The sequence below is a fragment of the Streptomyces araujoniae genome (assembly GCF_050871195.1).
Lineage (GTDB): Bacteria > Actinomycetota > Actinomycetes > Streptomycetales > Streptomycetaceae > Streptomyces > Streptomyces bacillaris.
The window spans coordinates 1389927-1404661 of the sequence record NZ_CP194070.1 but is presented as its reverse complement, the minus strand read 5'-3'; the positions used below and the strand labels follow the sequence as shown (position 1 = coordinate 1404661).

The following is a 14735-nucleotide window of genomic DNA, read 5'->3' as shown; positions in this document are numbered from 1 at the left end:
CCGGAGAGACACATGACCGCACCATCGCGGACACCACCGGGGGAGGGACCCACCGTGCTCATCGACACCTATGACAGGGTCGCCACCGATCTGCGCGTGTCACTGACCGACAAGTGCAATCTGCGGTGCACCTACTGCATGCCGGAAGAAGGGCTGCAGTGGCTCGGCAAGAGCGAGCTGCTCTCCGACGACGAGATCGTGCGCCTGATCCGCATCGCGGTCACCTCCCTCGGCATCACCGAGGTCCGCTTCACCGGCGGCGAGCCCCTGCTCCGCCCCGGCCTCGTCTCCATCGTCGAGCAGTGCGCCGCGCTGACCCCGCGCCCCCGCATGTCCCTCACGACCAACGGCATCGGCCTCAAGCGGACCGCCGCCGCCCTCCGGGCCGCGGGCCTCGACCGGGTCAACGTCTCGCTGGACACCCTGCGCCCCGACGTCTTCAAGACCCTCACCCGCCGCGACCGCCACAAGGACGTGCTGGAAGGCCTCGAAGCCGCCCGCGAGGCCGGCCTCACCCCGGTGAAGGTCAACTCCGTCCTGATGCCGGGACTCAACGACGACGAGGCCCCCGAACTGCTCGCCTGGGCCGTGGCCAACGACTACGAGCTGCGCTTCATCGAGCAGATGCCCCTGGACGCCCAGCACGGCTGGAAGCGCGACGGCATGATCACCGCGGGCGACATCCTCGCCTCGCTGCGCACCCGCTTCACCCTCGCCCCGGAGGACGACGAGGCCCGCGGCTCCGCCCCCGCCGAGCGCTGGACCGTCGACGGCGGCCCGCACCGCGTGGGCGTGATCGCCTCGGTCACCCGCCCGTTCTGCCGGGCCTGCGACCGCACCCGGCTCACCGCCGACGGCCAGATCCGCACCTGCCTCTTCGCCCGCGAGGAGACGGACCTGCGCTCCGCCCTCCGCTCGGACGCGCCGGACGCGGAGATCGCCCGGCTCTGGAAGGTCGCCATGTGGGGCAAGAAGGCGGGCTCCGGACTGGACGACCCGTCCTTCCTCCAGCCGGACCGGCCGATGTCGGCCATCGGAGGCTGACGCACCTCCAGGGCCGTCGTCACCCTGCCGTCTGCCGGGCGACGACGGCAGTTCGACGACAGGCCCTAGGAGCTCCCCGACTCCCAGTCCGCCAGCGCCACGACCTCCTTGAGGAACCCCCGTACGCCCAGGAACTGCGACAGGTGCTCCCGGTGCTCCTCGCAGGCCAGCCACGTCTTGCGCCGGTCCGGCGTGTGCAGCTTGGGGTTGTTCCAGGCGAGCACCCAGACCGCGTCGGCCCGGCAGCCCTTGGCGGAACAGATCGGGGCACCGGCGGCGCTCTCGGCGGAGGTCTCGGGGAAGATCACGGGACCAGCCTAAGTCAGGCCGGGCGACGGCCCGGAGTCAGCCGGCGGGCCCGCCGCGGCGGGGTGCCGTCCACGGTGAAGTCCGCTGCCGCGCACGGCGGACGACGCATCCCCGGCCGGAGAAACGGCGACGCCGGGCAGCCACGGGGGGAGCTGCCCGGCGTCGGTCCATCGCTCCGACGGGGGATGCGGAGCGCATTCGAAGTATGTCACGGGGACCGGGGTGCGGTGCACCGGAACGTCATGATTGATCTGACCATTTCCCGCGCTTCCCGGGGTACGTACGGTCACCTGCGCTCGTGCGCCGGAGGCACCCATCCCGGGCGCTCGTGAGGCCCCGCCGACTCGGCGGAACCGGCCGCCGGAGCCGCCTCCACGGCGGGCCGGACCGGCGCCGAAAGATACGTCGACGGCAACGAAGGGGCATTTTCCCGGCCCGCGTTGGCGATGACCACCGCGATGTACGGCAGCAGCACCCCCAGCGCCAGCGCCACGATCGCCACATGCCGCTCCACGTTCCACAGCACCGCGGCCAGCACCACCGAGACCGTACGCACGGACATCGAGATCACATACCGCCGCTGCCTGCCCCGCACGTCGTCGGCCAGCCCCTGACGGGCCCCCGTGATCCGGAAGACCTCCACCTCGTCGCTCTTCCGCAGCATGTGTTCCACCACCAGATCTCTGTGCCGGACGGTCCCGGACCGGGCCGCATCCACCGTACGCCGGGCCCGCGCCGGACCGAAGACCGGGGCGCCCCGGTGGCGTACGGCAACCGCCCCACCTGTACGCCCCACCCGTACGGCCCTGCCCGGAGTGCGGCCCCGCCGGGCGGCCCCGAGACTGGGGCGGACGCGCACTCCGCGCTGTACGAGGAGGCGAAATGGGCTGGTTGTGGGCAATCATCGTGGGCCTGGTGCTCGGTGTGATCGCGCGGGCGATCCTGCCGGGCAAACAGGACATCCCGCTCTGGCTGACGATCGTGTTCGGTATTCTCGGCTCCATCCTCGGTAATGCCGTGGCCGGCTGGATCGGCGTCGCGGACACCAAGGGCATCGACTGGATCCGCCATCTGCTCCAGCTGATCGGCGCCGTGGCCGTCGTCGGGGTGGGGGACATGGCCTGGCAGTCCATCCGGGGCAACAGAAGCAGAACCTGACCCCGGGGCCGGAAACCACAGCGCCGCGGCCGGACACGCTCTTCCTCGCGTGTCCGGCCGCGGCGCTTTCGTGCCGTACGTGGCGCCAGGCCGTACGTGGCGCTGTCGTGCTCGTACGTGATGCGGCGGCGTGGATCAGCCGGCCGGGACGACCTCCACCGCCGCCAGGTTCTTCTTGCCCCGGCGCAGCACCAGCCAGCGCCCGTGCAGCAGCTCCCCGGCGTCCGGAGCGACCTCGCCGTCGACGACCTTCACGTTGTTCACGTAGGCCCCGCCCTCCTTGACCGTGCGGCGGGCTCCCGACTTGCTCGGCGCGAGGCCGACCTCGACCAGCAGGTCCACCAGCGGGCCCAGCTCGGGGACCCGGGCGTGCGGCACCTCGGAGAGGGCGGCGCTCAGCGTCGCCTCGTCCAGCTCGGCCAGATCGCCCTGCCCGAACAGCGCCTTCGACGCCGCGATGACCGCCGCGCACTGCTCGCCGCCGTGCACCAGCGTGGTCAGCTCCTCGGCCAGCGCGCGCTGCGCCGAACGGGCCTGCGGCCGCTCCTCGGTCAGCTGCTCCAGCTCCTCCAGCTCCGCGCGGCTCCTGAAGCTGAGGATGCGCATGTAGCGCGAGATGTCCCGGTCGTCCACGTTCAGCCAGAACTGGTAGAACGCGTACGGCGTGGTCATCTCCGGGTCCAGCCAGACGGCACCGCTCTCGGACTTGCCGAACTTGGTCCCGTCCGCCTTCACCATCAGCGGCGTCGCCAGCGCGTGCACGGTGGCACCCGGCTCCAGCCGGTGGATCAGGTCGATACCCGCGGTGAGGTTGCCCCACTGGTCGCTGCCGCCCTGCTGGAGGACGCAGCCGTAGCGGCGGTACAGCTCCAGGAAGTCCATCCCCTGGAGCAGCTGGTAGCTGAACTCCGTGTAGCTGATGCCCTCCTGCGACTCCAGCCGGCGGGCGACCGAGTCCTTGGTGAGCATCTTGTTGACCCGGAAGTGCTTGCCGATGTCCCGCAGGAACTCGATCGCGGACATCCCCGCGGTCCAGTCCAGGTTGTTGACCATGGTCGCCGCGTTCGGCCCCTCGAAGGTGAGGAAGGGCTCGATCTGCTCCCGCAGCCGCTGCACCCAGGCCGCGATGGTCTCCGGGTCGTTCAGCGTGCGCTCGGCGGTCGGGCGCGGGTCACCGATCTGACCGGTGGCCCCGCCGACCAGGGCGAGCGGGCGGTGCCCCGCCTGCTGGAGCCGGCGCACGGTGAGGACCTGCACGAGGTGGCCCACGTGCAGGCTCGCCGCCGTCGGGTCGAAGCCGCAATAGAACGTGACGGGACCGTCCGCGAGAGCCTTGCGCAATGCGTCCTCGTCAGTGGACTGGGCGAACAGCCCGCGCCACTTCAGCTCGTCGACGATGTCCGTCACGGTTCCGGTGCTCCTCAATAGGTGTAGGGGTTTAAGAGTCAGTCTAGGCGGGTCACACCCCCTGGCTGACCGAGCTCATGTTGAAGTCCGGGATGCGCAGCGCCGGCATCGCGGCCCGGGTGAACCAGTCGCCCCACTCGCGCGGCAGCGTCTTCTCCGTACGCCCCGCCTCCGAGGCCCGGGAGAGCAGGTCCACCGGCGACTCGTTGAACCGGAAGTTGTTCACCTCACCGACCACCTCGCCGTCCTCCACCAGATAGACGCCGTCCCGGGTCAGCCCGGTCAGCAGCAGCGTCGCCGGGTCCACCTCCCTGATGTACCAGAGGCAGGTCAGCAGCAGCGCCCGCCCGGTCGTCGCGGCCACCATCTCCTCCAGCGACCGCTCACCGCCCCCGTCCAGCACCAGGTTGTCGATCGCCGGGGCCACCGGCAGCCCGGTGAGGGCCGCGGAGTGCCGGGTCGTCGTCAGCCGCTCCAGCCTCCCCTCCCGGAGCCAGTCCGTCGGGGCCAGCGGCAGCCCGTTGTCGAAGACCGAGGCACTGTCACCGGAGGAGTGGGCGATCACGAACGGCGCCGACTCCAGACCCGGCGCGTGCGGGTCGCTGCGCAGGGTCAGCGGCAGCGGCGCCAAGGTCTCGCCCAGCCGCGTACCGCCGCCCGGCCGGGAGAAGACCGTACGGCCCTCCACCGCGTCCCGTGCCGTGGACGACCAGAGCTGGTAGATCAGCAGGTCCGCCACGGCGGTCGGCGGCAGCAGCGTCTCGTACCGTCCGGCGGGCAGGTCGATCCGCCGCTCGGCCCAGCCCAGCCGCCGCGCCAGCTCCGCGTCCATCGCCGCCGGGTCGACGTCCTTGAAGTCCCGGGTCGACCGCCCCGCCCACGCGGAACGGGTCCGGTCCGGCGACTTGGCGTTCAGCTCCAGTGTCCCGGTCGGCTGGTCGTGGCGGAGCCGCAGCCCCGTCGACGTCCCCAGATAGGTGGAGGTCAGCTCGTGGTTGGCGAACCCGTACAGCTCGCGGTCCCCCGAGCGGGCCCGGGCGAAGGCGTCACCGAGGGCCGGGGCGAAGTCCGCGAAGACCTCCGAGCCGGTCTCGGCGGGCGCGTCCGTGAAGTCCGGGGACGACGGCACCCCGCTCACCAGCGGCTGCGCGTCCTCCGCCGGACCCGCGCCCCGGGCGGCGGCCTCGGCGGCCCGCACCAGCGGCTCCAGGTCGTCGGCCGTCACGGCGGACCGGGAGACGACACCGGAGGCCGTGCCCTTCGCCCCGTCCACGGTCGCGATGACGGTGAGGGTCCGCCCCCGGGTCACCCCGTTGGTGGTGAGCGCGTTGCCCGCCCAGCGCAGATTGGCGGAGGAGTGCTCGTCGGCGACGACCACCAGACCGTCCGTGGTGGACAGCTCCAGAGCCCGCTCGACGATCTCGTACGGCTTGCTGACCCGGCTCATCGTCCGGCCTCCTGCGTCGTGTTGAGGATGTTCACGCCTCGGAAGAGGGCGGAGGGGCAGCCGTGCGAGACCGCCGCGACCTGGCCCGGCTGGGCCTTGCCGCAGTTGAACGCGCCGCCGAGGACGTACGTCTGCGGGCCGCCGACCTTCTCCATCGAGCCCCAGAAGTCCGTCGTCGTCGCCTGGTACGCCACATCGCGCAGCTGCCCGGCGAGGCGGCCGTTCTCGATGCGGAAGAACCGCTGCCCGGTGAACTGGAAGTTGTAGCGCTGCATGTCGATCGACCAGGACCGGTCACCGACCACGTAGATCCCGCGCTCGACCCCGCCGATCAGGTCCTCCGTCGACAGCCCGCCCGGGTCCGGCCGGAGCGACACGTTCGCCATGCGCTGTACGGGGACGTGGCCCGGCGAGTCCGCGAACGCGCACCCGTTGGAGCGGCCCAGACCCGTGAGCTTCGCGATGCGGCGGTCCAGCTGGTAGCCGACCAGGGTGCCGTTCTTGACCAGGTCCCAGGACTGCGCCTCGACGCCCTCGTCGTCGTACCCGATGGTCGCGAGGCCGTGTTCGGCGGTGCGGTCACCGGTCACGTTCATGACGGGGGAGCCGTACGCCAGCTTGCCGAGCTGGTCGAAGGTGGCGAACGACGTGCCCGCGTACGCCGCCTCGTAACCGAGCGCCCGGTCCAGCTCGGTGGCGTGACCGATCGACTCGTGGATGGTCAGCCACAGGTTCGACGGGTCGACCACCAGGTCGTACGTCCCCGCCTCGACGCCCGGCGCCCGCATCTTCTCCGCCAGCAGCCCCGGGATCTGCTCCAGCTCCGCGTCCCAGTCCCAGCCGGTGCCGGTCAGATACTCCCAGCCGCGCCCGGCCGGCGGCGCGATCGTCCGCATCGAGTCGAACTCACCGGTCGCGGAGTCCACCGCCACCGCCGTCAACTGCGGCTGGATGCGCACCCGCTGCTGCGTGGTGACCGTCCCCGCCGTGTCCGCGTAGAACTTGTTCTCGTGCACGGTCATCAGGGAGGCGTCCACGTGCGCCACCCCCTCCCCGCCCAGCAGCCGCCCGCTCCACTCCGCGAGCAGCGCCGCCTTCTCCTCGTCCGGTACGGAGAACGGGTCGACGTCGTACGCCGAGACCCAGGTCCGCTCGCCGTGCACCGGCTCGTCCGCCAGCTCGACCCGCTCGTCGGAACCGGCGGCCGCGATCACCTTCGCCGACAGCTTGGCCATCGCCACGGCCTGCGAGGCCACCTTCGCCGCCGCGTCCATCGTCAGGTCCACGCCCGAGGCGAACCCCCAGGCGCCACCGTGCACGACCCGCACCGCGTACCCGAGGTCCGTACTGTCCGAAGCCCCGGCCGGGCGCGCGTCCCGCAGCCGCAGGGAGGCGCTGCGCACCCGCTCCAGCCGGAAGTCGGCGTGCGTGGCGCCGAGGGCCCGCGCCCGCGCGAGCGCCGCGTCGGCCAGGGCGCGCAACGGCAGGGCCAGGAATGACTGATCTACCTCGTGGGGCACAGGGAATTCCCTTCTCGATACACGACGGCAGTGAACCACGCGCACGGTGTGGACAGCCGGGGATATCGCGGGCATGTGTGCCCGACATGCAACCGTGCGGACTGTAGGAACCCCACAGCACCCCGGACAAGCCACTGTCAGGGCCCGATTCCCCGATCGGAGCACGGTACCGATAGGTTTTCGACGTACCAGCCCGTCATGGACTGCGCACCACACCGCCAAGGAAAGGGTGATCCGTTGAGCCGCTCGGTTCTCGTCACCGGAGGAAACCGGGGCATCGGCCTCGCCATCGCCCGCGCCTTCGCCGACAACGGCGACCAGGTAGCGATCACCTACCGCTCCGGCGAGCCGCCCCAGGCCCTCACCGAAGCCGGCGTTCTCGCGGTCCGCTGCGACATCACCGACGCCGAGCAGGTGGAGCAGGCCTACAAGGAGATCGAGGACAAGCACGGTCCCGTGGAGGTGCTGGTCGCCAACGCCGGCATCACCAAGGACCAGTTGCTGATGCGGATGTCGGAGGAGGACTTCACCTCCGTCGTCGACACCAACCTCACCGGCACCTTCCGGGTCGTCAAGCGCGCCAACCGCGGCATGCTGCGCGCCAAGAAGGGCCGCGTCGTCCTGATCTCCTCCGTCGTCGGCCTCCTCGGCTCGGCGGGCCAGGCGAACTACGCCGCCTCCAAGGCCGGACTGGTCGGGTTCGCCCGCTCCCTCGCCCGTGAGCTGGGCTCCCGGAACATCACCTTCAACGTCGTCGCCCCCGGCTTTGTCGACACCGACATGACCCAGGTGCTCACCGAGGAGCAGCGCAAGGGCATCGTGTCCCAGGTGCCGCTGGGCCGCTACGCGCAGCCCGAGGAGATCGCCGCCGCGGTGCGCTTCCTCGCCTCCGACGACGCGTCGTACATCACTGGAGCCGTCATCCCCGTTGACGGCGGATTGGGCATGGGTCACTGATCACCATGAGCGGAATTCTCGACGGCAAGCGCATCCTCATCACCGGGGTGCTGATGGAGTCGTCCATCGCGTTCCACACCGCGAAGGTGGCCCAGGAGCAGGGCGCCGAGGTCATCCTCACCGCCTTCCCGCGCCCGACCCTGACCGAGCGCATCGCCAAGAAGCTGCCGAAGCCCGCCAAGGTCATCGAGCTGGACGTGACCAACCAGGAGCACCTGGACCGGCTGGAGGGCCTCGTCCGCGAGGAGCTGGGCTCGCTCGACGGCGTCGTCCACTCCATCGGCTTCGCCCCGCAGGACGCGCTCGGCGGCAACTTCCTCAACACCCCGTTCGAGTCCGTCGCCACCGCGATGCACGTCTCGGCGTTCTCGCTGAAGTCGCTGGCCATGGCCTGCAAGCCGCTGATGAGCGAGGGCGGCTCGATCGTCGGCCTCACCTTCGACGCCCAGTACGCCTGGCCGCAGTACGACTGGATGGGCCCGGCCAAGGCCGCCCTGGAGGCCACCTCCCGCTACCTCGCCCGTGACCTGGGCAAGGACGGGCTGCGCTGCAACCTGATCTCCGCCGGACCGATCGGCTCCATGGCGGCCAAGTCCATCCCGGGCTTCGCCGAGCTGGCCGACGTCTGGAACACCCGCGCCCCGCTCGCCTGGGACATGTCCGACCCGGAGCCGGCCGGCCGCGGTGTCGTGGCGCTGCTCTCCGACTTCTTCCCGCGGACGACGGGCGAGATCATCCACGTCGACAGCGGCGTGCACATGATGGGCGCCTGACCGGCCGCCACCCCTGCTCACCGGCCCCCTGCCGCGCACCTCCTCGTCGTTCTCCGAGGCGGTACGCGGCCGGGGGCCGTCGCCGTCCCTGCCCCCTGCCGCCGCTCCGGCCGGTGCCCCGGGCCCGCTCCCTTCGGCGCCCCGGTTCCGCTCCGGTCGGCGCCCCGGTTCCGCTCCGGTCGAAAAGTCGGCCGATCCACCGCAGAATGTGGAGGAACCGGACTTCTGGTCAGGCTGCGGGAGGGAGATCGCTGTGCGCCCCGAGCGTCGCCGCACCCGTCTCCTGCTCGCCGCGTCGGTGGCCGTCGCCGCCCTCGCCGTACCTCTGGGGGTCCGCGCGGCCAGCGGTGCCGACTCCGGAACGGCGGCGGCGCCCGCCGAGCCCGAACCGGCCGGCTCCGAGTGCCGTACGACGATCGAAGGCTCCCGGGTCGTCGCCTACTGCCACAACCCGTACCCCTCCACCGACCTGGTCCAGCTCCACACCGAGTGCGCCCGCTGGTGGGACGTGGACGCGGACGGCGCGGAGGTGGCGGTGGAGCCGGGGCGGACCGTACGGCTGGAGGACCGCTGCTGGAAGGAGATCGCGACCGCCTGGGTCAGCCACCGCCCGGCCCCGGTCTGAGGCGCTGCCCCGGCTCCTGGCGCTGTCCCTGGTTCCCGGCGCGGCCTTGGCTCCTGATGCTGCCCCCGGCTCCGGCGCGGCCTCGGCTCCTGGCGCTGCCCCCGGCTCCGGGGTTCCCCCCGGCTCCGGGGCGGCCTTGGCTCCTGGGTGCTGCCCCCGACTCCCGGCGGGGCCTGGGCTCCTGGCTCCCGGCGCGGCCTCCCATCCCGGCGCGGCCTCCGCTCCCGGCCCCGGCGTGCCCCCGGCCCCGCCGGGGGCACGCCGGGGGTCACACCCGGGTCACACCCGGTCCGCCAGGCAGTTCAGCGCATGGCTCGCCGCCTCGGCCGCCGCCGTCTCCGCGTCCCCCGCCCGGATCGCCTCGACCAGCCGCGCGTGGTCCATGTGGTTCTCGGGGCGCAGCTCCGGCCCCACGTCGCCGCGCAGATAGTCGCGCAGCAGATCCCCGAGGTCCGCGTACAGCTCGGTCAGCACGTCGTTGTGCGAGGCGGCGACCACCGCCAGGTGCAGCGTCGCGTCGGCCGCCACGAACGCCTCCGCGTCCCCCGACGCCCACGCCTCCTCCCGGCGCGCCATCAGCGTGTCGAGCTGCCGCAGGTCGCGCTCGGTGCGCCGTACGGCGGCCAGCCGCGCGGCCGAGGACTCCAGCGTCGAGCGCAGCTCCGCGATGTGGCGGGGGTCGGCGGCGGCGAAGCGGCGGTGCATCACCCCGGCCAGCTCGCTGGTGGCGACCACATAGGTGCCCGAGCCCTGCCGGATGTCCAGCAGCCCGTTGTGCGCCAGGGCCCGTACCGCCTCGCGCACGGTGTTGCGGGCCACGCCGAGCTGCTCGACCAGCTCCGGCTCGGTCGGGATCCGCGAGCCGACCGGCCACTCGCCCGAGGTGATCTGGTTCCGCAGTTGCGCGATCACCTGGTCGGCGAGTGCCGAACGCCGGGGAGACGTCAGCGCCATGGTGCTCCTTGCTCGTGGCGGGCTGTGAGATGTGACGGAGGTCCGGCCGGATTCTCTCAGGAACCCGGACCTCCGAGGATTGGACAACCAATCATCCCATGATTCTATGATGGGCCTCATGCCGTACGACGAGACCCCGGCCCCGACCCAGGCCCCACCGCAGCCCCAGACCCCGAACCGCAGCTCCGCCGGATCCTCGGCCGCCCGGCTTCCCGCCCCGCGGCTTCCCGGGCCCGTCGACGGCGGCGGCCCGGCCCCCTGGCTGCTGCGCCTGATCGCCGTCGGACTCGTCCTCGCCGCCCTCAACCTCCGCCCCGCCATCACCAGCCTCGGCGCCCTCCTCGAAGAGGTCCGCGAGGGGCTGCACATGAGCGGCAGCGTGGCGGGCGTGCTGACCTCCGTGCCGCCGCTCTGCTTCGCGGTCTTCGGCGTCATGGCGCCCCGGCTGGCCCGGCGCTTCGGCGCGGGCACCGTCGTCTGCGCGGGCATGGCCGCCATCGCGGCGGGCCTGGTGATCCGCCCGTACATCGGCTCCACCGCCGGGTTCCTGGCCGCCAGCGCGCTGGCCCTGATGGGCATCGCCGTCAGCAACATCCTGATGCCGGTGATCGTCAAGCGCTGGTTCCCCGACCGCGTGGGCACCATGACCGGCCTCTACTCCATGGCCCTGGCCCTCGGCACGGCCCTCGCCGCCGCCGTCACCGTCCCGCTCACCGGCGCGCTCGGCGGCAACTGGCAGTCCGGACTGGCCGTCTGGGCCGTGCTCGCCGCCCTCGCGGTGCTGCCGTGGATCGTCCTCGTACGGGACCGGACCCCGGCGCCGGGGCAGCGGGAGGCCCCGCGGCCCCGGCGGGGCTCCGGGTCGGCCTCCGCTTCCGGTACGGCCTCCGCGTCCGGTGGGGCTTCAGGGTCGGCTTCCGCTCTCGGTACGGCCTCCAGCTCCGGATCGGCCTCCGGCTCGGCCCAGGGCTCCGGTCCTGCCTCCGTCCCTGCCTCCGCTTCCGGTACGGCCTCCGGTTCCCCCTCGGCTTCCGGGTCGGCCGACGCGCGCCCCGCCGAGGCCCCGGCCCTCCGGATCACCCGGAGCCGGACCGCGTGGGGACTGGCCTGCTTCTTCGGGCTCCAGGCGACCGCCGCGTACATCACCATGGGCTGGATGCCGCAGATCTTCCGCGACGCGGGGGTCCCGGCCGGTACGGCGGGCGTCCTGCTCGCGGTCACCATGGCGATGGGCGTGCCGCTCGCCTTCGTCATCCCCCGGGTCGCCGGCCGGCTCCGGCAGCAGGGCCCGATCGTGGTCGTCCTCGGCCTCTGCGGCCTGATCGGCTACACGGGCCTCTACCTGGCCCCGGCCGCCGGTGCCTGGGCCTGGGCGCTGCTGCTCGGCGTGGCCAACTGCGCCTTCCCGCTCGCGCTCACCATGATCGGGATGCGGTCGCGGACCGGGGCGGGCGTGGTCCGGCTCTCCGCCTTCGCCCAGTCCACCGGCTACCTGCTCTCGATCCCCGGCCCGCTGCTCGTCGGCGTGCTCTACCAGCACAGCGGCGGCTGGGGGCTGCCGATCGCCCTGATGGCGGGGCTGATGATCCCGCAGATGGTGGCCGGGGTGCTGGCCGGGCGGGACCGGACGATCGAGGACGAGTGCTGAGATGCGAGACTGGCCCCATGCCAGTGCTCGATCCGCACCCCAAGAACGGTCAGAAGAAGCTCCTCCTCGTCTTCGGAGGGATGCTTCTCGTCACGGTGGTCATCGGTGTGATCGCCTCGATCGCCTCCCCCTGACGGCGGCCGGTCCCGCCCATGGTGGGGCTGGCCCCACCATCCCCTAGGGGGCCAGGGTCAGGGTGAAGTGGGTGGATCACCGGATGGGACCGCCGTCGCCCGTTCCGTAGGTTCTTCGGTAACGAACCGAACACCCCACGGAGGCGGACATGACGGTCCCTGCGCATCCCAGGTCATCAGGACCGACCGCCTCCCGCCGCCCGGCCGTCTCCCGCCCCTCGGTCGCCCTCCGCCCCCCAATCGCCTCCCGCCGCCCGGCCGCTCCCCGTCATCCCGCCGCCTCCCGCCGCCCGGCCGCCGACCGTGCCGAGATACGGCTGCCCTGGTGGGCCGTGGCGCTCCCGGTCGTCGCGTTCGGCGCCCTGCTGATCATGATCATGAGCCCGGGGCAGGCGCAGGCCGCCACCGCCGACCCCGCGCTCGGACAGCTGATCGAGCGCACCCTCCGGCTGCTCTCCCACTGAGCCGCGCCCTGCCGCCGACCCGCCCCGGACCAGCGCGTCCACCTTCGGATGAGGCTGTCAACACCCTGCGCCACAGGCCACGTTTCATGCGAAGCTGAGGTGTATGAGCGTCGAGACACCTCGCAGGATCGTCCTTCTCAGGCATGCCAAGGCGGAATGGTCGCAGTCCTCCGACCATGAGCGCCCGCTGGCCGAGCGCGGTCGCAAGGACGCGCCCGTGGCCGGCCGCAGGCTCGCCGACTCCGGCATCGACTTCGATCTGGCCCTGTGCTCCAGCGCCGTCAGGACCCGGGAGACCTGGAAGCTGGCGGTCCACGAATTCGCCCAGCGCCCCCGGACCGTCTACGAGGAGAGGCTGTACGAGGCCTCCCTCGGCGATCTGATCGCCCTGTTCAACGAGACCCCGGACGATGTCCGCAACCTCCTGGTCATCGGCCACAACCCGGGCATGCACGGGGCCGCCGACGCCCTCTCCGGCTCGGCCGAGGGCGAGACATTGGCCCGGATGACCAGGGACGGCTTCCCGACGGCCTCCTACGCGGTGGTCGAGTTCCCCGGCTCCTGGAAGAGCGTGGAGCACGGGGCGGGCCGCCTCGTCGAGTACTGGACGCCGAACGACTGAGCCGCCTCGACGGCCGAGTCGCGGGGCACCGGCGACCGGTCCGCCACGGCACCGCTGAACATCCGAACGCACAGGGCCCCGGCACCTCTCCCGTGCCGGGGCCCTCCTCTCGTACGTCTCCGGGACACCCGCTCCGTACGTACGTCTCCGGGAGCCGGTCGGCCCCCGCCGCCGTCAGTCGACGAGGCTGTCCGCCGCCTCCACCTCTTCACGGGTGATGCCGAGCAGATAGAGCACGGTGTCCAGGAACGGCACGTTCACGGCGGTGTGCGCCGCCTCGCGGACCACGGGCTTGGCGTTGAAGGCGACCCCGAGCCCCGCCGTGTTCAGCATGTCGAGGTCGTTCGCCCCGTCCCCGATGGCCACCGTCTGCGCCAGCGGCACCCCCGCCTGCTCGGCGAAGCTCCGCAGCAGCCGGGCCTTGCCCGCCCGGTCCACCACATCGCCGACGACCCGACCGGTGAACCTGCCGTCCACCACCTCCAGGGTGTTGGCGGAGGCGAAGTCCAGGCCGAGACGTTCCTTCAGGTCGTCCGTGACCTGGGTGAAACCCCCCGAGACGACCCCCACCTGGTACCCGAGGCGCTTCAGCGTACGGATCAGGGTGCGGGCACCGGGCGTGAGCCGCACCTCGGCGCGGACCTTCTCCACCACCGAGGCGTCCAGCCCCGCCAGCAGCGCCACCCGGGCGTGCAGCGACTGCTCGAAGTCCAGCTCGCCGCGCATCGCCTGCTCGGTGACCTCGGCGACCTTGTCCTCACAGCCCGCGTGGGCCGCGAACAGCTCGATCACCTCGTCCTGGATGAGCGTGGAGTCCACGTCCATGACGACCAGCCGCTGGGCCCGCCGGCTCAGCCCGGCCGAGACCACCGCGACGTCCACGCCGATCTCCGCGGCCTCGGTCGCCAGCGCGGTCCGCAGCTCCGCGGTCCCGGTCCCCGACACCGCGAACTCGACGGCGGTGACCGGGTACTTCGCCAGCCGGAAGATACGGTCGATGTTCCCGCCGGTCGAGGTGATCGTGGCCGCTATGGCGGCGGTCGACTCCGCGGTGAGCGGGTGGCCCAGCACGGTCACATGGGAACGGCCGCTGCCCCGGGGCCGGTTGTCACCGGTGCCCGAGATGATCTCGGCCTGGAGCTTCAGGGAGTCGGCCCAGCTGTGCACGGTCGCCCGCAGATCGCCCTCGGTCGTCCCGCCCGCGGTGGGCGAGGTCACCAGGGCGCACAGCACGATGCGGCCCCGGGTGACGACCTGCTCGATGTCCACGACGTCGACGGAGTAGGCGGCGAGGGTGTCGAAGAGCCCGGCGGTGATGCCGGGACGGTCCTTGCCGAAGATCTTGACGAGGAGGGTGGGCGTGCCGTCCACGGAGGTCACGGAAGGCTCGGGGGAGGAGGGGGGCTGAGGTGGCTGAGATGCGCTCATGGTGCTCCCACCGTATCGGTCCCGGGGCCGCCACCGGCCGTCCGTCCCGAGTGCCGGACGGAAAGGTGCGGACCGTGGGGCGCGGCCTCCGCCGACCCCCGGCCCGCCGTCCCCTTTGCGGCGAGATCACGCCACTTGCCCTTCACCGGGCGGTAAGGGGATCTTCGTGTCGCCTTCTCCTTTTCAGGGCCCCTCTTCACCGGCCCGACTTTCGGATAAGGGACTGCTCCTGGAATAGTTCCCCA

General features: G+C 72.1%; 16 protein-coding genes. 9 read left to right on the top strand and 7 right to left on the bottom strand.

The window, feature by feature from the left end; translation table 11 throughout:
- The first annotated feature begins 54 nt into the window (after nucleotides 1-54).
- Nucleotides 55-1044, top strand: coding sequence for a GTP 3',8-cyclase MoaA (gene moaA / locus ACQ9ZG_RS05930; RefSeq protein WP_028419375.1), 990 nt, complete (start codon nucleotides 55-57; stop codon nucleotides 1042-1044).
- Nucleotides 1045-1109: 65 nt separating this feature from the next.
- Here the strand turns inward: moaA and ACQ9ZG_RS05925 are convergent, their stop codons facing one another.
- Nucleotides 1110-1352, bottom strand: a complete 243-nt coding sequence (locus ACQ9ZG_RS05925) for a hypothetical protein (protein WP_028419376.1) — start codon at nucleotides 1350-1352, stop codon at nucleotides 1110-1112.
- Nucleotides 1353-1639: 287 nt separating this feature from the next.
- Complete coding sequence (locus ACQ9ZG_RS05920; protein ID WP_026237557.1) at nucleotides 1640-2017, bottom strand: DUF3099 domain-containing protein; 378 nt, start codon at nucleotides 2015-2017, stop codon at nucleotides 1640-1642.
- 218 nt (nucleotides 2018-2235) lie between these two features.
- Between ACQ9ZG_RS05920 and ACQ9ZG_RS05915 the strand changes: the two genes are divergently transcribed.
- Entirely contained in the window at nucleotides 2236-2511 is a 276-nt protein-coding gene (locus tag ACQ9ZG_RS05915; protein WP_109915281.1) for a GlsB/YeaQ/YmgE family stress response membrane protein, read from the top strand.
- A gap of 135 nt (nucleotides 2512-2646) precedes the next feature.
- Here the strand turns inward: ACQ9ZG_RS05915 and tyrS are convergent, their stop codons facing one another.
- The 3 genes from tyrS to ACQ9ZG_RS05900 are packed head-to-tail and all read right to left on the bottom strand — an operon-like array spanning nucleotide 2647 to nucleotide 6885.
- The gene (gene tyrS, locus ACQ9ZG_RS05910; RefSeq protein WP_018488212.1) at nucleotides 2647-3918 is read right to left on the bottom strand and encodes a tyrosine--tRNA ligase; all 1272 of its coding nucleotides are present in this window, start codon (nucleotides 3916-3918) and stop codon (nucleotides 2647-2649) included.
- Between the two features lie 52 nt (nucleotides 3919-3970).
- Nucleotides 3971-5365, bottom strand: coding sequence for a metallopeptidase TldD-related protein (locus tag ACQ9ZG_RS05905; protein WP_499280058.1), 1395 nt, complete (start codon nucleotides 5363-5365; stop codon nucleotides 3971-3973).
- The gene (locus ACQ9ZG_RS05900; RefSeq protein ID WP_084996181.1) at nucleotides 5362-6885 is read right to left on the bottom strand and encodes a TldD/PmbA family protein; all 1524 of its coding nucleotides are present in this window, start codon (nucleotides 6883-6885) and stop codon (nucleotides 5362-5364) included. The genes ACQ9ZG_RS05905 and ACQ9ZG_RS05900 overlap by 4 nt, the downstream gene beginning before the upstream one ends.
- A 237-nt stretch (nucleotides 6886-7122) precedes the next feature.
- Here ACQ9ZG_RS05900 and fabG point away from each other — a divergent pair, with 237 nt between their 5' ends.
- From fabG to ACQ9ZG_RS05885, 3 genes are all read left to right on the top strand, one after another.
- Nucleotides 7123-7842 carry a 3-oxoacyl-[acyl-carrier-protein] reductase gene (fabG, locus tag ACQ9ZG_RS05895; RefSeq protein WP_018488215.1) on the top strand — a complete coding sequence of 240 codons (720 nt, stop codon included), beginning with the start codon at nucleotides 7123-7125 and terminating at the stop codon, nucleotides 7840-7842.
- Nucleotides 7843-7847: 5 nt separating this feature from the next.
- Nucleotides 7848-8615: an enoyl-ACP reductase FabI gene (gene fabI, locus ACQ9ZG_RS05890; protein ID WP_018488216.1), complete on the top strand. Its 768-nt coding sequence runs from the start codon at nucleotides 7848-7850 to the stop codon at nucleotides 8613-8615.
- A 253-nt stretch (nucleotides 8616-8868) separates the two neighbouring features.
- The gene (locus ACQ9ZG_RS05885) at nucleotides 8869-9240 is read left to right on the top strand and encodes a hypothetical protein (RefSeq protein ID WP_109914936.1); all 372 of its coding nucleotides are present in this window, start codon (nucleotides 8869-8871) and stop codon (nucleotides 9238-9240) included.
- Between the two features lie 279 nt (nucleotides 9241-9519).
- On the opposite strand, the gene ACQ9ZG_RS05880 is transcribed toward ACQ9ZG_RS05885, so the two are convergent.
- Complete coding sequence (locus tag ACQ9ZG_RS05880) at nucleotides 9520-10194, bottom strand: FadR/GntR family transcriptional regulator (RefSeq protein ID WP_018488218.1); 675 nt, start codon at nucleotides 10192-10194, stop codon at nucleotides 9520-9522.
- A gap of 118 nt (nucleotides 10195-10312) precedes the next feature.
- Here ACQ9ZG_RS05880 and ACQ9ZG_RS05875 point away from each other — a divergent pair, with 118 nt between their 5' ends.
- From ACQ9ZG_RS05875 to ACQ9ZG_RS05860, 4 genes are all read left to right on the top strand, one after another.
- Nucleotides 10313-11842 (top strand): CynX/NimT family MFS transporter, encoded by a 1530-nt coding sequence (locus ACQ9ZG_RS05875; RefSeq protein ID WP_181398427.1) that lies wholly within the window; start codon nucleotides 10313-10315, stop codon nucleotides 11840-11842.
- A gap of 17 nt (nucleotides 11843-11859) precedes the next feature.
- The gene (locus ACQ9ZG_RS05870) at nucleotides 11860-11976 is read left to right on the top strand and encodes an SGM_5486 family transporter-associated protein (protein ID WP_086018704.1); all 117 of its coding nucleotides are present in this window, start codon (nucleotides 11860-11862) and stop codon (nucleotides 11974-11976) included.
- 239 nt (nucleotides 11977-12215) lie between these two features.
- Entirely contained in the window at nucleotides 12216-12440 is a 225-nt protein-coding gene (locus ACQ9ZG_RS05865) for a hypothetical protein (RefSeq protein WP_109915400.1), read from the top strand.
- A gap of 103 nt (nucleotides 12441-12543) precedes the next feature.
- Nucleotides 12544-13062: a SixA phosphatase family protein gene (locus tag ACQ9ZG_RS05860; RefSeq protein WP_028419385.1), complete on the top strand. Its 519-nt coding sequence runs from the start codon at nucleotides 12544-12546 to the stop codon at nucleotides 13060-13062.
- A gap of 174 nt (nucleotides 13063-13236) precedes the next feature.
- On the opposite strand, the gene serB is transcribed toward ACQ9ZG_RS05860, so the two are convergent.
- Complete coding sequence (gene serB, locus ACQ9ZG_RS05855; protein ID WP_026237560.1) at nucleotides 13237-14490, bottom strand: phosphoserine phosphatase SerB; 1254 nt, start codon at nucleotides 14488-14490, stop codon at nucleotides 13237-13239.
- Nucleotides 14491-14735: the final 245 nt, after the last annotated feature.

What these genes read in the sequence shown, in the direction of transcription:
- ACQ9ZG_RS05920 (WP_026237557.1), bottom strand. Translation starts at nt 2,017, where the DNA reads ATGCTGCGGAAGAGCGACGAGGTGGAGGTCTTCCGGATCACGGGGGCC.
- ACQ9ZG_RS05915 (WP_109915281.1), top strand. Translation starts at nt 2,236, where the DNA reads ATGGGCTGGTTGTGGGCAATCATCGTGGGCCTGGTGCTCGGTGTGATC.
- ACQ9ZG_RS05905 (WP_499280058.1), bottom strand. Translation starts at nt 5,365, where the DNA reads ATGAGCCGGGTCAGCAAGCCGTACGAGATCGTCGAGCGGGCTCTGGAG.
- fabI (WP_018488216.1), top strand. Translation starts at nt 7,848, where the DNA reads ATGAGCGGAATTCTCGACGGCAAGCGCATCCTCATCACCGGGGTGCTG.
- ACQ9ZG_RS05880 (WP_018488218.1), bottom strand. Translation starts at nt 10,194, where the DNA reads ATGGCGCTGACGTCTCCCCGGCGTTCGGCACTCGCCGACCAGGTGATC.
- ACQ9ZG_RS05875 (WP_181398427.1), top strand. Translation starts at nt 10,313, where the DNA reads ATGCCGTACGACGAGACCCCGGCCCCGACCCAGGCCCCACCGCAGCCC.
- ACQ9ZG_RS05870 (WP_086018704.1), top strand. Translation starts at nt 11,860, where the DNA reads ATGCCAGTGCTCGATCCGCACCCCAAGAACGGTCAGAAGAAGCTCCTC.
- ACQ9ZG_RS05860 (WP_028419385.1), top strand. Translation starts at nt 12,544, where the DNA reads ATGAGCGTCGAGACACCTCGCAGGATCGTCCTTCTCAGGCATGCCAAG.
- serB (WP_026237560.1), bottom strand. Translation starts at nt 14,490, where the DNA reads ATGAGCGCATCTCAGCCACCTCAGCCCCCCTCCTCCCCCGAGCCTTCC.